The sequence below is a fragment of the Dyadobacter sp. BE31 genome (assembly GCF_031457695.1).
Lineage (GTDB): Bacteria > Bacteroidota > Bacteroidia > Cytophagales > Spirosomataceae > Dyadobacter.
In genome coordinates this window covers 633,568-655,599 of record NZ_JAVDXA010000001.1, presented here as the reverse complement: position 1 = coordinate 655,599, position 22,032 = coordinate 633,568, and the positions used below count along the sequence as shown (strand labels likewise).

The 22,032-nt window shown below is 50.1% G+C and carries 11 protein-coding genes; all 11 read left to right on the top strand.

Annotated features, from left to right (window positions below):
- Positions 1–279 precede the first annotated feature (279 nt).
- The 11 genes from J2Y43_RS02850 (at position 280) to ppk1 (ending at position 22,027) form a co-directional block, all read left to right on the top strand.
- Positions 280–3,378, top strand: a complete 3,099-nt coding sequence (locus J2Y43_RS02850; RefSeq protein WP_309981350.1) for a SusC/RagA family TonB-linked outer membrane protein — start codon at positions 280–282, stop codon at positions 3,376–3,378.
- Between the two features lie 8 nt (positions 3,379–3,386).
- Complete coding sequence (locus J2Y43_RS02845) at positions 3,387–4,991, top strand: SusD/RagB family nutrient-binding outer membrane lipoprotein (protein WP_309981351.1); 1,605 nt, start codon at positions 3,387–3,389, stop codon at positions 4,989–4,991.
- 141 nt (positions 4,992–5,132) lie between these two features.
- Positions 5,133–8,447, top strand: a complete 3,315-nt coding sequence (locus J2Y43_RS02840) for a VCBS repeat-containing protein (RefSeq protein WP_309981352.1) — start codon at positions 5,133–5,135, stop codon at positions 8,445–8,447.
- Positions 8,447–9,760 carry a vanadium-dependent haloperoxidase gene (locus J2Y43_RS02835; RefSeq protein ID WP_309981353.1) on the top strand — a complete coding sequence of 438 codons (1,314 nt, stop codon included), beginning with the start codon at positions 8,447–8,449 and terminating at the stop codon, positions 9,758–9,760. The genes J2Y43_RS02840 and J2Y43_RS02835 overlap by 1 nt, the downstream gene beginning before the upstream one ends.
- An 81-nt stretch (positions 9,761–9,841) precedes the next feature.
- The gene (locus J2Y43_RS02830) at positions 9,842–10,579 is read left to right on the top strand and encodes a hypothetical protein (RefSeq protein WP_309981354.1); all 738 of its coding nucleotides are present in this window, start codon (positions 9,842–9,844) and stop codon (positions 10,577–10,579) included.
- Between the two features lie 76 nt (positions 10,580–10,655).
- Positions 10,656–11,180, top strand: a complete 525-nt coding sequence (locus J2Y43_RS02825) for a hypothetical protein (RefSeq protein ID WP_309981355.1) — start codon at positions 10,656–10,658, stop codon at positions 11,178–11,180.
- A gap of 158 nt (positions 11,181–11,338) precedes the next feature.
- A complete protein-coding gene (locus tag J2Y43_RS02820) occupies positions 11,339–12,220 on the top strand; it encodes a ThuA domain-containing protein (RefSeq protein ID WP_309981356.1) in 882 nt (293 codons plus the stop codon).
- Between the two features lie 45 nt (positions 12,221–12,265).
- Positions 12,266–15,430 (top strand): PVC-type heme-binding CxxCH protein, encoded by a 3,165-nt coding sequence (locus J2Y43_RS02815; RefSeq protein WP_309981357.1) that lies wholly within the window; start codon positions 12,266–12,268, stop codon positions 15,428–15,430.
- A gap of 440 nt (positions 15,431–15,870) precedes the next feature.
- Entirely contained in the window at positions 15,871–17,319 is a 1,449-nt protein-coding gene (locus tag J2Y43_RS02810; RefSeq protein WP_309981358.1) for a hypothetical protein, read from the top strand.
- A gap of 252 nt (positions 17,320–17,571) precedes the next feature.
- Complete coding sequence (gene gyrB, locus J2Y43_RS02805; protein ID WP_291199269.1) at positions 17,572–19,527, top strand: DNA topoisomerase (ATP-hydrolyzing) subunit B; 1,956 nt, start codon at positions 17,572–17,574, stop codon at positions 19,525–19,527.
- Between the two features lie 169 nt (positions 19,528–19,696).
- Positions 19,697–22,027 carry a polyphosphate kinase 1 gene (ppk1, locus tag J2Y43_RS02800; protein ID WP_309981359.1) on the top strand — a complete coding sequence of 777 codons (2,331 nt, stop codon included), beginning with the start codon at positions 19,697–19,699 and terminating at the stop codon, positions 22,025–22,027.
- Positions 22,028–22,032: the final 5 nt, after the last annotated feature.

Here is a 22,032-nt window from a genome sequence, read left to right as displayed (position 1 = left end):
GCATTTTTTGTGATGTTTTAGAAATAAAACGAGGGCGAATTGCATTAATCGACTGTGTGTGCGCACCCCTAAACCTAACGGAGTAGAAGGCAGTCATTTGTAAAATGCATTTCATAACTTATTAAAGAAATATTAAAAAAATAAGGTAAATACAAATCGTTTTTAAAATTATTTAATTATAATTTATTTTATGATATTTGCTCAGAACGGATTTTGGCTTCGCTAAAATTCGGTATTTACCAAATTTAACCTATTTAAAATTTACTAATTTTTCGACCTATGAAAGAAAAGCTACGCATGGTCCTGGGGAAAGGGATTATCCCCCTAGGGCTATTTCTGCTTTTTGCATCGTTGACCTCCTTTGCTCAGGAACGGACTGTTACTGGTAAAGTCATCGATGAAAAAGACCAGGGCCTCCCTGGTGTCTCAGTAACGGTGAAGGGAACAACGCGGGGTACCAACGCAGATGCGGACGGTAACTTTTCGTTGGCTGGAGTGAAAGACGCCGACGTCCTGGTATTTAGCTCTATCGGCTATTTGAAGCAGGAATTGACAGTTGGAAGTCGAAGCACAGTGGATATCAAAATGGTTCCCGACGTGGCGAACCTCGAAGAAGTGGTCGTGACCGCCCTCGGCATTTCCAAAGAGGCGCGTAAGCTTGGCTACGCTGTGAGCACAATCGGCGGCGATGTGATGACCAAAGCGAGAGAGACCAACATCGGTAACTCGTTGGCCGGGCGTGTGGCTGGTTTGAACGTAAAAGGAACCAGCGGTGGCCCTGGAGGTACAGCGAAGATCCTCATGCGTGGTATGCCCAGCATGAACTCGGGCGGATCGCCGCTGATCGTTATCAACGGGGTGCCTATGGACAACACGCAGCGCGGAAGTGCCGGTGAATGGGGTGGTGCCGATGGTGGCGACGGTTTGGGTAACCTTAACCCCGACGATATCGAGTCCATGACTGTGTTGAAAGGTCAGGCTGCATCGGGTCTTTATGGTGCGCGTGCTTCCAACGGGGTTATCCTCGTGAAAACCAAAGCGGGCAAAAAGGGCGATTTTTCAGTGGACTACAACCTGAACTACTCTCTTGACGCGCCGCGCGACATGACCGACTTCCAATACGAATACGGACAGGGAATCGGCGGTCAGAAACCTACCACGACCGCATTGGCACAGCAAACCGCACGTATGAGCTGGGGCGGGAAACTCGACGGTTCCGATATAGTTCAGTTCGACGGTAAAACTTACAAGTACTCGGCGCAGAAAGACAATGTGAAGCATTTCTATCGTAACGGCAGCAACTTCACCAATAGTGTTTCGGTAACTAAGGGCGGAGACAATGGGTCTTTCAGATTGTCGCTTGCCAATCTGGATAACAAGTCGATTATCGAAAACAGCGGTATGGTAAGAAGGACAGTCAACCTTACGGCTGATCAGAACATTACCAAAAGGCTGAGCGTGAATGTAATGGCCAATTATATCAATGAGAAGATTACAGGTAAACCGATTCTCAGCGATGGCCCTATGAATGCTAACAACGGAATGTTTCTGGCTACGAACATTGATCAGCGCATTCTCTCGCCTGGTTACAACCCAACAACCGGTAAGGAAATCGTGTTCTCGGATGATGAATACGTGACGAACCCTTATTTCGTGGTCAACCAGTTTGTAAACGACGTTTCCCGCAAAAGAATAATTTCAGCCGTAGCGACCAAGTACCAGTTCGCAGACTGGATCTACGCGCAGGCCCGTATGGGTTACGACAATGCCAACGACCGTATTTTCAAGGTTACGCCTTGGGGAACCGCCTACTCGAATGGTGCGAAAGGTGGTTTGGATGAATTGTCCAATGCACAGCGTACCGAGTTGAACTTTGACGGTTTGATCGGCGTCAACAAAACCTTCAGTGACTTGTCCCTGGATGCGATCGTGGGAGGAAACATACGTAAGAATCAGTATGAGAAACTGAGTATCGGCGGTAGCCCGTTTGTATTGCCTTACCTGTACAGCTGGAACAACGTGGTGAATTTCAACCGTAACTACGAGGTTGCGAACACCGAGGTACAATCGGCCTATTATAGCGTGGATCTGGGCTACAAAGGCATCCTTAATCTGAGCACTACCGGCCGTTACGATGTGTACTCGACCCTGCCGAGCGCAAACAGAAGCATTTTTACACCTTCGGTTACAGGTTCATTCATCTTCACCGATTTGATGAACGTATCGAGCCTGAGCTTTGGTAAAGTGCGTGCTTCTTACGCCAAGACAAGTGGTGAGCCTACTACCGCTTATGGTACGGCTATTTACTACGGTGTTGGAAACGCATTCAATGGAGTGGCAACCGGTAATTTCAGCGATGCATTACCTAACCTTTTCCTGAAACCATTTACCAAGGATGAAGTTGAAGTAGGTCTTGAATTGAAATTCTTCGGAAACCGTCTTGGTTTGGATGCGTCGTATTACAGCCAGAAAACCAAAAACGAAATCATGCCTGCCAATTACAGCAGCGCTACCGGTTACGTGAGCGGTGTGGTAGGTACAGGTTCAGTTCAAAACCGTGGTCTGGAATTGATGTTGACAGGTACGCCTGTAAGATCTTCGAAATTCGAGTGGAACGCATCTTTCAACCTGACTTCGGTTAAAAACAAAATCCTCGAAACAGACGCTGACAACAATCCGATTTCACTCGGCCAAAACCGCGCCACCCTGGGTAATGCGATTACGGCATTCGTGGTGGGGCAGGCTGGGCCGCAGATTCGGGCATATGATTATAAATATGCTTCCAACGGACAGATTGTCGTAGATGCGTCTGGATTGCCGGTTCGTGGCGAGCTCAAAAACTACGGAACTGTGCTGCCAACCCTTTACGGTGGTCTCAATAACGATCTCCGTTTTGGTGACCTGAGCCTGTCGTTCCTGATCGATTACAACTTTGGTAATAAAATCCTTTCTGCAACTGAGAACTACGCATACCGTCGTGGTTTGGCGAAGGAAACCCTGGTGGGACGCGAAGGGGGTATCACTACCGGCGTAACAGAAAGCGGTGCGGCTAATACCGTTACTGCAACCGCGCAGGATTACTATACCGCGCTCGCTAACAACGTAACCGCGATCAGCGTCCTGGATGGAGACTTCATCAAATTGCGCCAGGTTACGTTGGGTTATAACCTGCCTGCTAAGATGTTGGAAAAATGGCCTCTGATCCGCGCGGTAAACATCTCGCTGGTTTCACGGAACCTGTTCTACTTCATGAAGAAAACCAACAACATCGACCCGGAAGCTACTTTCGGCGCCAACCTGAAATACTCCGGTATCGAAGGTACAAGCTTGCCTGCAACCCGCAATTACGGTGTTAACGTAGCCTTCAAGTTCAAATGAGCATTAATATGAAAAAGAAACTAATCAATATGATCGTCCTCGCAGGCCTGCTTCCTTTGGCTTGTACGGACAAATTCGATGAACTGAATACTGACCCAACCAAGTCGTCGGGTGAGACTTTCGACCCGAACCTGCTATTGCCGACGATTCAGTTCAACCACGCCAATGCGACGGCGGGCTATAATGGTACGATCCTTTTCCAGAGCATGTGGGTGCAGATTCTCTCTTCGACCACTTCTGGCGCTGCCAACTATTATTCCAATGCTGACAAATATGTGATTTCGAGCAACACGAACTCCTATCTGGCAAGCTCATGGAATACGGGTTACCGGGCAGCCAGCCTTGCCTACGAAATGGAGCAGTTGACGAAGGACAAGCCAGCCCTGGTGAACCTGACCAACATCGCGATCATCATGCAGGTGCAGGCGCTGGCGACGATCACCGACATTTACGGCGATATCCCTTACACCCAGGCATTGCAGGCGAAAACGGGCATTACATTGCCGGTTTATGACACGCAGGAAAGTATCTATAAATCCTTGCTGGCGCGCCTTGACGCTGCCACAGCTGCATTGAACCCTGCCGCTGCCATTCCAGCCAACGATTCATTCGCAGGTTACAAGGGTGATATTACCAAATGGAAGAAGTACGGTTACTCGCTGATGTTGAAATTGGCGATGCGCCTCACCAAAGCCGACCTCGCTACTGCTAAAACCTATGCGGAGAAGGCTGCTACAGGCGGTGTGTTTACCAGTGTGGCTGATGACGCCTACATCGTAATGGACGACGCCAACGGCTACACGAACGGTAACGGCGCTGCATTGTCTACACCTGCGGATATTTACCAGGTAAGATGGAGCAAAGTTATGATCGACTACCTGAAAGCCGGTAATGACCCGCGTTTGGGTAAAATCGCAGAAGTACCCGCAGCAGGTCTTGCCGCCAACCAAAGCATTACCATTGCCGGTGACGCTACTCCTGCCAATCAGCTCGGACTGCCGAATGGCTACGATATGAACGGCGGTGCTACCGATATCACCAAGTCGGCGGGCTATCCCGGCGGAACCGGTACCGGAGCCGACGTAACGCCCATCGGTAAATATTCACGGCCGACAGCTATTTATCGTTCAAGAAGCGGACCGATTACGGTGCTTACTTATGCGCAAACCGAGCTATTGCTTGCAGAAGCTGTAACACGTGGATTCGCAGTAGGAGGAACTGCCGCCGCTCACTATAAAAACGGACTTTCGGCAGGTATTCAATCACTGGGTAAATACGGTGCGGCTGCGGTTATCGACGCAGCAACGGCTGATGCTTACGCAACAGCGCATCCGCTGGACGCTGCCAATGCGTTGAAACAGATCAACGAGCAGTACTGGGCAACGACCGGTATTCTTTTCAACTTTGTGGAATCTTGGAGCAACTGGAAACGTTCGGGCTTCCCCGTGCTAACGCCGATCAACTATGTGGGTAATTTCTCGAACGGAACCATTCCGCGTCGCCAGCCTTACCCGACCACTGAGGCTACTCAGAACAGCGCCAACTACAACGATGCCGTAGGGCGTCTGGCAAGTGGTGACAACTGGGTTTCGCGCGTTTGGTGGGACAAATAAATCATACAAAAGCGCCAGGAAATATTAATTTTCCTGGTGCTTTCTTCCCAAAGCACTGCACTAAGTTTTAACTTCAACTTTTGGTTGAAGTTTTTTATTTTAGTACTAAATCTTCCTTTCTAAATCGGTACTGCACTTTCAATGAATCACAAAGGTCGCCTTTTTTGCCTGCCTGCCTTTTTACTGCTGACATTACATTTTACCGGCGTCAGGGCACAGAACACCTTGTTCCGTTTCCTTGAAGCCAAGCAGACGGGGATCGATTTCGTGAACCCGATCAGCGAAACCGAAAGTCAGAACGTAATGTCGTATGAATACTATTACAATGGCGGCGGCGTAGCGGTGGGGGACATCAACAACGATGGTTTCGACGACCTTTTCTTTACGTCCAATATGGGTTCCAACAAGCTTTACCTGAACCTGGGCGCGAAAGGGGAGAAAATGAAATTCAAGGACATTACCGGGGCGGCTGGCAAGGGGCTCGAAGGCCGGAAGGGCGGCTGGAAAACGGGCGTGACGATGGCCGATGTGAATGGCGACGGGTTGCTCGACATCCACATTTGCTACTCCGGTAAAGTGAAGGACGAGGACCGCAGGAATCAGCTTTTTATCAATCAGGGCAACCTCAAATTCATCGAACAGGCGAAGGAGTACGGGCTCGACAATATCAGTTACAGCACCCAGGCCGCTTTCTTCGATTACGACAACGATGGCGATCTGGATATGATGTTGCTCAACCATACAACCAAGAAGATCGACAACATGGAGCTTGCGAAGTTCCGTACGCAGACGGACGAGCTCGCGGGTAACAAGCTTTTTGAAAACCAGAAAAATCATTTCGTAGAGGTTACCCAAAAGGCGGGCATCCACCAGTACCCGCTCACATTCGGGCTCGGCATTGCCATCGCGGATGTGAACCAGGATGGCTGGCAGGACATCTACGTCACCAACGACTACAACGAACCCGACTACCTTTATATCAACAACCACGACGGCACGTTCAGGGACGTGACACGCCAGTATTTCCGGCATTTGGCTCAGTTTTCGATGGGTATCGACATTGCCGATTTCAACAACGACGGTCTGCCGGATATCATGTCGCTCGACATGCTGCCGGAAGACAACCAGCGCCAGAAACTGCTTCAATTGCAGGAAAACTACGAAGCCTTCGAGCTGATGGTACGGCAGGACCTGCAAAAGCAATATATGCGCAATATGTTGCAGCTCAACAACGGCGACGGCACATTCAGTGAGATTGCCCAGTTTGCCGGCGTTTCCAACACCGATTGGAGCTGGACACCACTCTTTGCCGACTTCGACAACGACGGGTTCAAGGACCTCTTCGTTTCAAACGGCTATCTGAGGGATTATACCAATAAGGACTTTTTGAAATACTGGGGCGATTACAAGATCAAACGGGCGGTCGATAAGGAGCCGTTCCAGCTCATGGATCTTGTGAAAGCAATGCCTTCAACGGCGTTGGCCAACTATATTTTCAAAAACAACCGCGACCTCACGTTTTCCAAAACGCAGCAGTCCTGGGGCCTCGAACACGCGTCGGTATCCAGCGGAGCAGTATATGCTGACCTGGACAATGACGGTGACCTGGACCTGGTCGTGAACAATATCAATGAACCGGCATTTGTATACCAGAATACTGCCAGTGAGTCTCAAAACGGGAATTGGCTGCAATTGAAACTGAAACAAAACGGTGCTAATGCCGGCGGAGTAGGGGCGAGGGTGTATGTTAAAAGCAAAGGCGCACTTCAATACCAGGAGGTGAATCCCAACCGCGGGTACCTGTCTTGTACGCCATTACGCCTGCATTTCGGGCTTGGTGAGGCTGCGGCGATGGATACGGTAAAAATCCTGTGGCCGGACGGCACGAGCCAGATCGTCGAAAATGTAAAGGCTAACCAGTTGCTGGTGGTCGAAAAGTCGGGTAAGAAGGCTGACAAGTCCGGAAAGGAGAGCATTCCCGCGCCATTGTTTCAAAAGCAGGCCCCGGCAATCACTTACCAGCACGAGGGTTTCAGCGAAAATGATTTCAAGCGCCAGCCGCTGATGCTCTCGATGTATTCGCAGACAGGCCCTGTGGTGGCAAAAGGTGATGTGAACAAGGATGGCCTGGACGATATTTTCGTGAGCGGTGATCAGAACAAGCAGGCCAAAATATGGTTGCAGCAAAAAGACGGAACGTTTCGAGAAATGCCCGGCTTCGCGATCGGCGATGAAAATACGTCGGCCATTTCGGCGGCCGTGTTTTTTGATGCCAATGCCGATGGTTACGACGATTTGTACATTGCCAAAGGCGGCTATTCGCTTTTTGAGCCGAATACGGTTTCGCTGCAAGATGAGGTTTATCTGAGCGACGGAAAGGGCGGGCTAAGCTTGTCGGTGCTCTCCGTACCGAATTTGAAAGCCAGCAGTAAGTCGTGCGTACGTCCGTTTGATTTCGACAAAGACGGCGACTTCGATCTGTTCGTGGGCGGGCGCATTATCCCCGGCCGGTACCCCGAGGCACCGGCGTCGTTCTTGTTGGTTAATGATGGAAAAGGACGTTTCGAAATACGGGAATCGCCGTTTTTCAAAATAGGCATGGTTACCGACGCACAATGGGGCGATTTGAATGCCGACGGTAAACCGGAACTGGTGATAGCGGGTGAAATGATGCCGGTGAAGGTTTTTACCTACAATGGAAGAGACTTTGACGACAAAACAGCTGATTTCTTCCAGACGGAGGAGAGCGGTTTTTGGAATACCATTCATATAGAAGACCTGAACGGCGATGGTAAGCCTGATATCCTGGCTGGTAACCTGGGACAGAATTCGCAGATCAAAGCCTCTGAAAAGGAGCCCGCGGAACTGTATTTCGCCGATTTTGACAAAAATGGCTCGATAGACCCGTTCTTCAACTTCTACGTGCAGGGCAAATCGTACCCGTTCGTAAGCCGCGACGAGCTGAACGACCAGATTTATCCTATGCGTAAAAAATTCGCTTACTATCGTGACTATGCCAATGCGACCATGCCCGAAGTGATCCCGGCTGCCGAGCTTGCGAAAGCCGGCAAGCTCGAAGTGCGTGAGCTTCGTACCGTTTGTTTTATGAACCGTAGTGGCAAATTTGAGAAGTTAGCCATGCCTGCACGCGCGCAATTCGGGCCTGTATGCACGATCCTGACGGGCGATTTTAACCACGATGGATTGAAAGACCTGCTGCTGTTGGGCAACAAAACGGATAACCGCCTCAAACTGGGTAGTATGGATGCCAATTACGGCAGCCTTTTCGTTGGCGACGGCAAGGGTAGCTTCCGTTTTGTGGAGCAGCCGGAGGCCGGGTTGTCGGTGATCGGGGATGTGAAGACGGCTGTGCAGGTCAATATCGGTAACCAACCTTTTTTAGTGATTGGCGCATTCAATGAGCCATTGCAGTTTTATAAAAATTCCAGAAAGTAATGCGCCGTACCCTTCTTTTCCTTTTGATTTTTGCCCAATCAGTTTTTGCAAATCCTGCCAAAGAGGAGTTGCGGAAACACTTGCAGCCGGCTGTTTTTTCGGTAACCATGGTGATGATCCATGATGTGGTGAACCCGCCCGCAGCCAGCCGTTTCTACACTTATTGCCTCCTGGGCGCGCACGAGATCGTAGCACGGAATAACAAGCAGATTGTCGCACCGACGGTTTTGACCAAAAGCATTAACCCGGTGAGCATCGAGGCGAAGAGCTATGATTACCAGATTGCCGCATTGTATTGCATTTTGGAAACGGGTAGGCTGATCATCCCGTCGGGGTACATGCTTGAAGAAGATCAGAAAAAACTGATTATCGCATTGCTGCGGGAAGGGCATTCGCAGGCGACGATCGATCAATCGATTGCCGTGGCACAGGATGTGGCCAGGAAAATCGCCGCCGACGCTTCTACCGATGGGTATCTCAAACTCAGTACTCGCCTTCGGTACCGGCCGAAAAAAGGCGACGGGTTCTGGTATCCGACTCCTCCGGGCTATATGGAGGGTGTTGAACCGCATTGGAAAACGATCCGCCCGGTGCTGATCGACTCATGCAGCCAGTTTATACCCATACCGCCGGTGGAGTTCAGCAAGGACAGTACCAGTACATTTTACAAGATGGCGAAAGAGGTATATGATGTGGGTAAAAATCTGACAGAGCAGCAGCGTTTCATTGCCTCATACTGGGATTGCAACCCGTTCGCGATCAATACCTCGGGGCATATGAATATTGGTTTCAAGAAAATCAGTCCGGGAGGGCATTGGATGAACATCACCGGCATTGCCACGACCAAGGCCAATCTCGACCTCGACAAAGGCATTATGGTGCATTCGCTGGCCGCCGCCACGCTGATGGATGCATTCATCAGTTGCTGGGACGAAAAGTATCGCAGTAGCCGGGTACGGCCCGAAACGGTGATCAACCGGAGCATCGATCCCCAATGGCAACCGCTTTTGCAAACGCCCCCCTTCCCTGAGTATACCAGCGGGCATAGCGTCATTTCAACGGCAGTTGCCGAAATATTAACCTATTTGCTAGGTGATAATTTTGCATTCCGTGACGATACCGAAGTGATATTCGAACTGCCGACGAGAGATTTTCGGTCGTTCCGGCAGGCTTCGGAAGAGGCTGCGATTTCGCGGCTTTACGGCGGAATCCACTACCGCGACGCTATCGAAAACGGCCAGGCGCAAGGCAAGGCATTGGGAGCTTTTATTATTGAAAAACTCAAAAAAGCGGGTGTCAAAGCCGCAATCTGACAATTTCTGACAGGGCGGAAGCTGAATATGGCCTGAAAATAGTAGTTTTGAGTTCTTAAAAACTCGCGCGTTCCGCAGATAATGATCAGATATTTTGCCGCTTTCTTACTGATTTTGGGTATGCTCGGCCATAGCGCCAGCGCTCAGGAAGCTTCCATCACCGAATGGAGGAAGGACCGCGAGGAGGCGTTTGACCAGCCTTCAAAACCCACGCCGCGTGAAAAAAAAGCGACAGAGCCCAGCCTTCCGCGTTGGAGTGCGGGCCTGAACGGCGGCTATGCTTACCGGCTGTTCCGTGCGGGCCGGGTGTATAGCCACGATGAGCAAGAGTATATCAAAGACCTCAAATCCGGTATCGCATTTGGCGGCGACATTGCCTATTTTCCCTGGAAGCATGTCGGCTTTGGCCTGCGTTACGAAATGTACAAAGGCAAGGCAAACCTGGATAGCCTGCAAAGCGAAAAAGTGACAATCCAGCACCTGAGCGGCGCGTTGATCCATCGTTCCTTTCTAAAAAACGGCAAAACGGCTATTCTCACTTCCCTGCTGCTCGGCTATCAGCCCTACGAGAATAAGAGTGCCGTAGGTGCACAGCAGTTCACTTTTTCGGGCAAAACGATGAACTGGGGTGTTAGTGTCGGCATCGAGCAGCCTATAAGTCCCAAATTTGCCCTTAACCTCACCGGCACTGCCATGATGGGTGCCATCTACCGCCTCCAGCGCAAAACCGAATTCAGCACGGAGACATTACATTTGTCGAAGGACGACAGTGTGGATCTTTCAAGGTTTTCGCTGACGCTTGGGTTTCGGTTTTTGTAAAACTGTTTAGAGGCTATTTTCTAGTCGTTGGGGTTAAATTATATTTGCTATCATTACACACCTAACAAAATCGAAGATGGCAGGCAGCGAAAAAGAGGTTTCGGATCTTTGTATGAGTTGCGGATTGTGCTGCGACGGTACGTTGTTCCCCTACGGATTTATCCGGGATGAGGCCGACAAGAAAGTGGCGGATGACCTCGGGTTACCGGTTACCGAGATCAAGGAGAAACTGTTGTTTAAGTTGCCCTGCACGTGCTTTTCCGGTAGCTGTACCGCGTATGACAAGCCCCGCCCGTATACCTGCTCGGCGTTTTTTTGTCCTCCCATCAAGAAATACCGGAGCGGTGAGCAAGCATTCGAAGAGGCGGAACAACAGGTCCGGCTTTTCAGAGAGCATCGCGACAAACTGGTGAAAGCCGCCTCGCAGTTCCCCGAACTGGCCGGTTTGAGTTTTATTGAGTTGCGGGACTTGCTCGAAGAATCGGCGGAGGACGAGACATACGTGAGTAAATACCGTCAGCTCTACCTTATGCTCTTCATCTTCCGCGACATCTACTCCCGGTATTTCAAACCCGCCGACAGAGATAAACTCGTCGTGTGAAGCAGGAATATTCATATAAGGCCCTTATATGTGCCCTTAAACAGGACATCACAGGATGCACTATAATTCGTTTATAATTAACTAGGGGAAAAATTGCATTAAACAGTCTTCCAGATATACCCCTTTACTTACAAAGCTTGAACCTTAATCCTTTCATCATGAAATTGAAACAGTTCTGCATTTGCTTCCTTTTTGCGGCATTTGCAGTAGTGGCCGTTGCACATGTCGCGACGGCGCAATCGTCTAAAAAAGACAAAAAAACTCCGCTTGTCGTATTCGTTACGGGCGATCATGAGTACAGCGGCGAGGAAACGCTGCCGATCGTCGCGGCGGAACTCGAAAAAAACTACGGAATGCGCGCGATTGTGCTCAAAGCCTATCCCGATCACAACAGCGAAAAAAATATTCCCGGTCTGGAAGCATTGAAGGATGCGGATCTGGCCGTGTTTTACCTCCGCTGGCGTCAGTTGCCGCCCGACCAACTGGCAATGATCGAAGCATACCTGAAAACCGGAAAGCCGGTGATGGGTTTCCGGACGACCACACATGCATTCAATTTCCCGAAAGGGCATGAAAGCGAAAAATGGAACGCTTTCGGCGAGTTTGCCCTGAATGCGCCTCCGGGATGGGGCGGTGCGGCCAAGCACACGCATTATGGTCATAACAGCAGTACCGATGTGACGGTGATTCCCGAACAAGCTAAAAACCCGATCCTAACCGGCGTAAAGGGGCCGTTCCATGCCCGCTCGTGGTTGTACCGCGTGCTACCCGATTACCCTACCAAAGGCTCTACCTGGCTGCTGATGGGTAAATCGGTGAATCCCGATAAGGAGGCGATCGAGAACCCTGTGGCATGGACAGGTACCAACTCATTCGGCGGAAAAGTGTTCATGACCACTCTGGGCCACCCCGAAGATTTCCGGCTGGAACCTTTCCAACGGCTTGTTATTAATGCAATCCATTACGAGCTGGGTTTGAAAATCCCGAAAGAATGGAAGGGGAAGATGGATATCCAGGTACCCTACCGCGAGGCCAAATAACTTTCACATAACGCTACCTCAAAACCCAATCTAAAACCTTTTCAAATGTCTAAACCCAAAAAAATCAGCGTTTATTCTTCGCTCATTGCCTTTGGACTGGCAGTCATTGCATTCAGCGCATTCCAGTTAAACCGGCCGGTGCCGGTGAAGATCGCTAAGGGCACGCACATTTCACTAATCGGTAACAACCTGGGTTCCCGGATGATGAATTATGACAACTTCGAAACGGAGTTGTACATGCGTTACCCGGACGACAACCTCATTATCCGCAACATGTGCGACGGCGGCGACACGCCGGGCTTCCGCCCGCATGCGAGCCGCAATACGCCCTGGGCATTCCCCGGAGCTGAGAAATTCCAGACAGAGCTGGCTAATCCTTCCGAAAGCGAGGGACATTTCGAAACGCCCGATCAATGGCTCACTCGTTTGAAAACCGATGTGATCGTTTCGTTCTTTGGTTATAATGAATCGTTTGAAGGCAAAGCTGGTCTGGCGAACTACAAGGCGGAACTCGATGCGTTCATTAAATGGACATTGCAGCAGAAATACAACGGTACTTCCGCACCGCAGCTGGTAATCGTTTCGCCGATCGCCTTTGAGGACCTTTCGGCTAAATATGACCTGCCAAACGGCAAGAAGGAGAATGAAAACCTCCTGTTGTATACCAAAGCAATGAAGGAAGTCGCCGACCAGAATAAAGTACTGTTCGTAGATGCATTTACACCATCTCAAAAATGGTATGCTGAAACGAAAGAGGACCTGACGATCGACGGCTCACAGCTGAATGCGGAAGGTTATAAAAAGCTGGGCGTATTATTGGTAGATAAAATTTTCGGGAAAGCACCGCAAAAAGGTAAAAACCGGGAGCTGGTACATGCGGCTGTCGATGAAAAGAACTGGATGTGGCATAACGACTTCAAAATCCCGAACGGGGTACACGTGTATGGTCGTCGTTACAATCCTTTCGGCCCGGATAACTATCCTGCCGAAATCGAGAAGATCCGCCAGCTGACCGACATTCGCGACCAGGCGATATGGCTGGCAGCTTCGAAGGGGGAAAAGACCGACCTGGCTGTGGCTGATAAGAGCACCCGCACATTGCCGCAGGTAAAAACCAATTTCAACCCCGACAAAAACGGTAGCCTGACCTATCTGTATGGAAATGACGCGTTGGCAAAACTGAAAGTGCCGGCAGGCTATAAAATTGAGCTTTTTGCTTCCGAGCAGGAATTCCCGGATCTGGCCAAACCTATGCAGATGTCTTTCGATAACAAAGGACGCCTGTGGGTAGCCACAATGCCGAGCTATCCGCATTACAAGCCGGGAGATTCGAAGCCGAATGATAAGATCATCATTTTTGAAGATACCAATAACGACGGCAAGGCCGACAAACAGAGTGTTTTCGCGGACGGCCTGCATTTGCCGTTGGGCTTTGAAATTGCCAAAGAAGGTGTTTACGTTTCGCAGGGTACTAACCTGAAATTGCTGACCGATACAAACGGCGACGGCAAAGCGGATAAAGAAGAGATTCTGTTGAGCGGCTTCGATGACCACGATACGCACCACAACAGCCACGCATTTACGGTAGACCCGTCGGGTGCGATTTACTCCGGCGAAGGGGTGTTCCTGCACACCAATGTGGAGACGTCGTATGGTCCGGTGCGTGCTACCAATGGCGGTTTTTACCGTTATGCACCTCAGCTGAAAAAATTGGAACGTACCGCCCAGCTTTCGATCCCGAACCCGTGGGGTATTGCATTCGACGATTGGGGTCAGCCGTTTTTTGCTGAAACATCGAGCCCTGACGTGCGCTGGATGCTACCGGGTAGTGTTTTGCCGCGTTATGGCGAAGCAACGCACAAATCGGTGCAGCTGGTGGAGGATAAGCACCGCGTACGCCCGACTTCCGGCCTGGAATTTGTATCGAGCCGGCATTTTCCGGATGATATTCAGGGGGATTTCCTGATTAACAACACGATCGGCTTCCTCGGAACCAAAGAGCACACGCTCACCGACGAAGGCACCGGCTACAAAAGCCACCATCGTCAGGATCTTGTGGTGAGCGAAGACCGCAACTTCCGCCCGGTAGATATGGAATTTGCACCGGACGGCTCGTTGTACGTGATCGACTGGCATAACATCCTTATCGGGCACATGCAGCACAATGCGCGCGACCCGTTGCGTGACCACTCGCACGGACGTATTTACCGCATTACTTATCCGTCGCGCCCGCTGGTTACGCCTGCGAAAGTGGATGGAGCGAGCATCGAAGAATTGCTCGATAACCTCAAATTGCCCGAATACCGGACACGCTACCGCACCCGTCGGGAGCTACGCGGCCGCGATGCGTCTCAGGTTTTGGCCAAACTGAACACCTGGGTGGCTAACCTCGATAAAAACGATCCGCGTTACGAACATCATTTGCTGGAAGGTTTGTGGGTAAGCTGGGGAATGGACAAAGTGGATCAGAAGCTGTTAAAAAAGGTGTTGAAAGCAAAAGACTATCACGCACGCGCAGCAGCTGTGCAGGTAGTGCGCTACACGGGCCACCAGGTGCCCGACCAGGCGGATCTGCTGATGCAAGCGGTACGCGACGAGAACAGCCGCGTGCGCCTGATGGGTATTGTAGCGGCGTCGTGGATTGGTAAGGAAAAAGGCCTGCCGATTTTGGCGGAAGCCAAGAAAATGCCGCTTGATGACTGGACGATCCACGCATTCGAAGCAGCAGAGGCACATTTAAAAGGAGAGAACGTCAAAAAAGAAAAGCAGACCGTTGCGGCGACTAACCTGAAAGGCAAGGACCTGATCCTGTTCAATCAGGGACGGCAGATTTACGCGAAAGAGGGCTATTGCGGCACTTGCCACCAGCCCGACGGCAAAGGTCTGGAAGCATCGGGTTTCCCACCGCTTTCGGGCGCATGGGTTACCGGAAGCGACGAGCGGTTGATCAAGATCGCATTGAAGGGGCTACTCGGACCTATTGAGGTGAATGGGAAGAAATACCCCGGCCAGGTTCCGATGACGCCGTTCGCAGGTTTACTGAAAGACGATGAAGTAGCTGCCGTGCTGACCTATGTCCGTAATTCATTTGGAAACAAGGGTGGGGCCATTTCGCCTGAAAAGGTGAAGCAGGTACGCGCTGCTACGGAGGCTAAAAAGGATTTTTACTCACCCGAGCAACTTTTGAAGGACCATCCGATGGAAAAGTAATGGGGCTGGTACGATAATTGCTGTACACTTAGAGAGCGGAGAAAAATCTCCGCTCTCTCTGTTTTTATCGCAATTTATTCGTTGATTTTCGGTTACTAAGAAAAGCAAACTATCTTACGAATCGAGGCGATAAAGATTTAGATTTGCTTATAACTCATCCGAATCTATCACATACCACACGTTACGGCTTTACCATGCTTCGATTTTTACCAATTGTCGCCATTATTACCGTTATCCTGTTATTTTTTCTTTATAATCTCCATTTTTCGGTCGATTTCCCCTATCAGGACGATTTTTTGTTTATTCAATTCATTGAAGCAATCACAAGGGACGATAAAAGTTTTATCAAAGTGATTGAGGAAATGTTCCGCACATTTAATGATCATAAAGCGGCGGTTCCAAGATTTGTTTCTTTAATTGATTATGAACTTACGGGGCATTTGCATTTTCGTTTTTACATTGCCCTGGGGACATTAGCGCTGATTTATATATGCTATTTTCTTTACGTCAACTTTCGTAAAGCGGGGCTGCCGCTCTACTATTTTATTCCGGTTCCTCTCGTGATCTTCCAGCCGATGTACTACGAGGTCTCGAACTGGGCGCTTACAAGTTTACAGCATCCTTTCCTGACGGCTTTTCTGGCCGCTGCCATCCTGCTGGTTTCCCGCGGGACAAAACCCGCCTTTTATGGCGCTATACTGTGCTGTTTCCTGGCCACTTTCACGCATGGTAACGGGATTCTCACATTTCCCGCGGTCATTTTCTTTTACCTGTGCCACAAAGACTTCCGTAGTGCGATCCTGACGGCCGTTTTCATGTTCGCGTGCCTCTGGATCTACATGTCGGGCTATGAGTCGGGCCAGGCGGTGAATCTGCCCAAAAACGCATTGCAGTTCTTCACGTCGCTGTTTGGCTTTGTCGGTGCTTCAATGTCGATGTGGGCTATGCCGGAGCTGTTTTCGGCTATCTGGGGTTTTCTCATCACGATATGTATGGTGCTGGTCACCGTCCGGGTTGCAAGTGTTTATTTTAAAAAGCCGATGGAAGTAAAGCCTGGTACAATCGAGTTGCTTTCTTTTTTCGCATTCATTTTTATTTCAAGTACTGTTGTCGCGTTATTCCGGTCCTGGGCGGGTAGCACATTAGCCAGCCGTTTCCAGATGTACGCGGCGCTTTCAACGGCTATTTTTTATGTTATCCTTTTGTTTTATACCCATTGGTTGCGGACGAAATGGGTTTTCAGGGCTGTTCTCGGTTTCAGTGTTTTTTATTGGGCTTATTGTTACTACCGGTTTACCGGAACGGTAGCACGCCAAAGAACGGCGCTGCTCGCTGATGTTTACAATTGGCAAAACAATAGGAGTATGTTCTCGGTGGAGAAATCCATTGTCAATTATGGAAGTTTTTATCTGATTCCTGGATATGAAAAAGGTTACTTCCGGCTCCCGAAACCGGTGATAGAAAAAAAAGAACTCGACGCAATGTTTGCAAAAAAAGGGCCGGTAAAGGATAATGAGCTCTACCTCGAAACCTGGAACATTCATCGGGTAGCGCGGGAAAAAGTGGAAGAGCTGACTCACTATTTTGTGTCCAGTAATGTTTCACCGCAGCGGAAGCACTTTTGGGATGATCGCTTCCTGGCGATGAAAAATACCACTACCGATTCCACCTACCTCATTAGTGCAAATCCCAAAATAGAAGCGCGGAAGAATATCCTCACAGAGGGGCATTACTACAAGGGAGGTTTCAATACCATGCTCCGCGAAAACGATCTTGGTCCGGGTACTTACGAGCTCGGCATCCTGGACGTGTCGGGGGATGGCGGGAAGACTTTCTACCGCCTCGACAGGAACCTCATTTCGACCGGCGACGGGTACTCGCTGCGCTAAATTTCGGACGCCGGGTGCTCATCCGGCTGAGTCACTGGAGAATACGTATTACGAGGCTTTCACTGATATTCTCTAACACAGAAATGTCATATTTCGGCATCTCGCGCGCCTTGGCCGGTATTCGCTCCGAAGGGCGCGTCGGACGGCAGGTTTGCGATAGGTTTTGCTAGGTAAAACCACAAAAAATTCGTATCTTTACGTGCTTAAAAAGCCAGATAATGGTTCTTTTTATCCAAGTGTAAAACAAACTATATGTCAAACGAAGCAGTGCTAGAAGTAAACAGCTATTCGGCTGAAAATATCCAGGTTCTTGAAGGTTTAGAGGCCGTTCGTAAACGTCCGGCGATGTATATCGGTGACACTGGCTTCAAAGGCGTTCACCATTTGATTTGGGAGGTTGTCGATAACTCAATCGACGAGGCGATGGCGGGTTACTGTGATACCATCAACGTCACCGTAGAGCCCAATAATTCAATCACTGTAAAAGATAACGGCCGCGGTATCCCCACCGGAATGCACCCCAAGGAGAAAAAATCCGCTTTGGAGGTAGTATTGACGGTATTGCACGCCGGTGGTAAGTTCGACAAAGACACATATAAGGTTTCCGGTGGTTTGCACGGGGTAGGGGTATCCTGCGTGAACGCGCTTTCTACGCACCTGCGTGCGGAAGTGCACCGCGAAGGCAAGATATTCGAGCAGGAATTCAGCGAAGGCAAGCCGCTTTACCCGACCCGCGTGATCGGTGAGGCGGAAGATACCGGAACGATCATCCACTTCCTGCCCGATGCAACGATATTCTCCGTAACGGAATACAAATACGAAACCATCGCAACTCGCTTGCGCGAGCTTTCTTACCTGAACAAGGGTATCCGAATTACGCTGGAAGATAAACGTGAAGAGGACGAGAATGGCAAGTTCCGCGGCGAAGAGTTCTATTCCGAAGTAGGTCTGAACGAATTCGTGACATACCTGGATGCTACCCGCCAGCCTTTGATTCCCGAGCCGATTCACATGGAAAGCGACAAAGGTGCTATCCCCGTAGAAGTGGCGATGATGTACAACACATCGTACAGCGAGAACGTGTTCTCGTACGTGAACAACATCAACACGATCGAAGGTGGTACCCACGTTTCCGGTTTCCGTGCCGCATTGACACGTACATTGAAAAACTACGCTGAAAAATCGGGTATTCTGGCGAAAGAAAAAGTGGAGATCAGCGGGGACGACTTCCGCGAAGGTCTTACAGCGGTTATCTCGATTAAAGTAGCGGAACCGCAATTCGAAGGTCAAACCAAAACCAAGCTCGGTAACGGTGAAGTAACTGGTGCCGTGAGCCAGGTGGTGGCTGAAATGCTCGAAAGCTACCTTGAAGAGCACCCGAAAGAAGCCCGTGTGATCATCGATAAGGTGATCCTTGCCGCAAAAGCCCGTATCGCTGCGAAAAAAGCACGCGAAATGGTGCAGCGCAAGAACATTCTTACCGGTACAGGCTTGCCAGGAAAGCTTTCCGACTGTTCCGAAACCGACCCGAATGTTTGCGAACTATACCTCGTGGAAGGGGACTCGGCGGGTGGAACCGCCAAGCAAGGCCGTAACCGTGCATTTCAGGCGATCCTGCCATTGCGTGGTAAGATCCTGAATGTGGAGAAAGCGCAGGAATACAAGATCTACGAAAACGAAGAGATCAAGAACATGTTCACTGCGATGGGCGTGCAGATCGGTAAAGACGGCGACGAGCGCGCATTGAACATTGACAAGCTGCGTTACCACAAGATCGTAATCATGACCGATGCCGATATCGATGGTAGCCACATCCGTACGCTGATCCTGACGTTCTTCTTCCGCTATATGAAGATCCTGATCGATAACGGTTATATCTACATCGCTCAGCCGCCATTGTACCTCGTGAAAAAAGGCAAGGAAGAGCGCTACTGCTGGACCGAGCAGCAACGCGAAGAGGCTGTGCGTGAGATTGGAGGCGGTAAGGAAGACTCGGTGAACGTGCAGCGTTACAAAGGTCTTGGTGAAATGAATGCCGAGCAGCTGTGGGAAACAACGATGAACCCCGAGCGCAGAAGTTTGAAACAGGTTTCTGTTGAATCTGCTGCCGAAGCCGACCACCTGTTCTCCATGCTGATGGGCGACGAGGTAGCTCCCCGCCGCGATTTCATCGAGAAAAACGCGAAATACGCCCGCGTCGACGTGTAGTCATTAGCTTAAACCGCGATATTGAAACGGATGGCTGTGAAACACGGTCATCCGTTTCTTTTTGGAACGAAAATTTAACACAAACTTCATCGACCCGAAAACAATAGATTGTTTAGATTCGTTGAATTTTTATTGCCATCCTGATACACCTTTTTAATAGCATAACGTTATGTCCGGCTCATCCGACAATATATATAGCAATGAAAAACGAAGTAAGCTGACCAATTTGTTCGCATTGTTCAAAAGTCCGAAGGAACCGGCGGCGGCAGAGGATGCCAAAGCGGTCAGTTCGTCGGAAAAGGCCAATACCCAAATGCAGCAAAGTGACCTGATCAGCAGGGATCTCAGCTGGATGAAGTTCAACGACCGCGTGCTCGATCAGGCGACTAATGAAGAGCGCAACCTGTTCGATCGCCTCAAATTCCTCGCCATTACTTCATCCAACCTCGACGAATTTTTCACGATACGTGTAGGAAGCCTTTATAATTACCTCGATTTCGGCAAGGAGCGCCTCGATTACTCGGGCCTGCGCGAGATTCCTTTTCGCAAGGTACTGATGAAGGAAGTGCATGATTTTGTGCGCCGGCAGAACGAATGCTACAAAAACCAGCTGTTACCGCATTTCGCGAATCACGGCTTCCGCATTATCGGGATGGACGAGATTACCCACGATGAGCAAATTGCCGTAGAGGAGTACTTTGATCGCACGGTGTACCCGATGCTGACGCCGATGCTCTTCGATTACACACACGCATTTCCCGTCCTGCTTGCGAAAGTGCTTATACTGGGTGTGATCACGCAGGTGAAAGGTACTACTTCCGAAGAAGACAGAAAGCTCTCATTTGTGCAGCTTCCACCCAACTTGCCGCGTTTTTACGTGATCGAGCGGGAGGAAGAACTGCTGTTCCTGCCAATTGAAAACATTGCCAAGGCGCATATCAACAAATTGTACAGGAATGTCGATATCGTCTCGGCGAACCTGTTCCGCATTATCCGCAACGGTGATTTCACCTTGGAAGAAAGCGACGATATCGAAGCGGATTTCATCGACGAAATCAAGCAAAAGATCAAAAGCCGTCGTTTGGGAAGGGTAGTGCAGGTCTCGATCGAGCCGGATGTGAACCCGGACCTGCTGAACCTGATCAAAAAGCGTTGGGAGATCGACGACCATAATGTGTTTATGACCGATGGGCTGATCGACTTCACGGCACTTTGGGGTATTATCAAACATCCGGAGTTCAAAGATCAGATACCGTCGACCCGCCCGCCGGTGCCGCCGCTGGGGTTGGAACGCGAGCGCATTCCCGATATTTTTGAAGTAATGCGTGAGCGGGATATCCTGTTGCACCATCCATACAACAACTTTGAGCCGGTATTGCAGCTGCTCGAACAAGCGGCCGAAGACCCGAAGGTGCTGTCCATTAAACTGACGATCTACCGCCTCGCGAAAAACTCGCGCGTGACTGAGGCGCTCCTGCATGCGGCCGAGAACGGCAAGCACGTAGCGGTGTTGTTCGAGGTGAAAGCGCGTTTTGACGAGGAGAACAATATCAAGGAAGCGCAGCGTCTGCAAAAGGCCGGCTGTTTCGTGATTTATGGTATTGGTTTGCTCAAAACGCACACCAAGCTGCTGCTGATCGTCCGGAACGAGGGTAACCGGGTACTGCGTTACGCGCATTTGTCGAGCGGTAACTATAATGAGGATACCTCCCGTTTGTATACCGATACTGGTCTTTTGACATCCAATGAAGAGTATACCCACGATATTTCGGAGTTCTTCAACGTCATCACGGGGCATTCGATCCCATCGGAATACCAGAACCTGATTACCGCCCCGCGCTACATGCGTGCGAAGCTGATTGAGCTCATTCAGCAGGAAGCGGAGAATGCGAAAGCAGGTTTGAAGAGTGGTATTTGTATTAAAATAAACTCCCTCGAAGACCGGGATACCATTTACGAGCTGTACAAGGCTTCCGAGGCGGGTGTACCGATTAAACTGATCGTCCGCGGTATGTGCTGTTTGCGGCCGCAGCGAAAAGGATTGAGTGAAAATATCACGGTGCGATCACTGGTAGGCGACTTCTTGGAGCACTCCCGCATTTTCTACTTCCACCAGAACGGCAACCCGCTGGTGTATGGAGGTAGTGCCGATGCGATGGTGCGTAGCTTCGACAAACGCATCGAGTCGCTTTTCAAGCTCGTCGACCCGCGCGTGCGCCAGGAAGCGATCCACATTTTGTATTACAGCCTGAAAGACAATGTGAATGCCTACGAATTGCAAGAAGACGGCAATTACGTCAAATGCGAGATTGAAGAAGGCAGTGAACCGTTGAACGTGCACCAGGCATTTTACGATGTTACGCTGGATCAGGTAATGGCTACGCATTTGTTCGAAGAAGAGGATCTCCGGGTGGAAAACAAGGAGAAAGAAAAAAGCGCTACTCCCGAATCTGACGGTGCAGATGCCGAAGTAGCGCAGCAAGCCGAGGCTGGCCAGTAAGTATT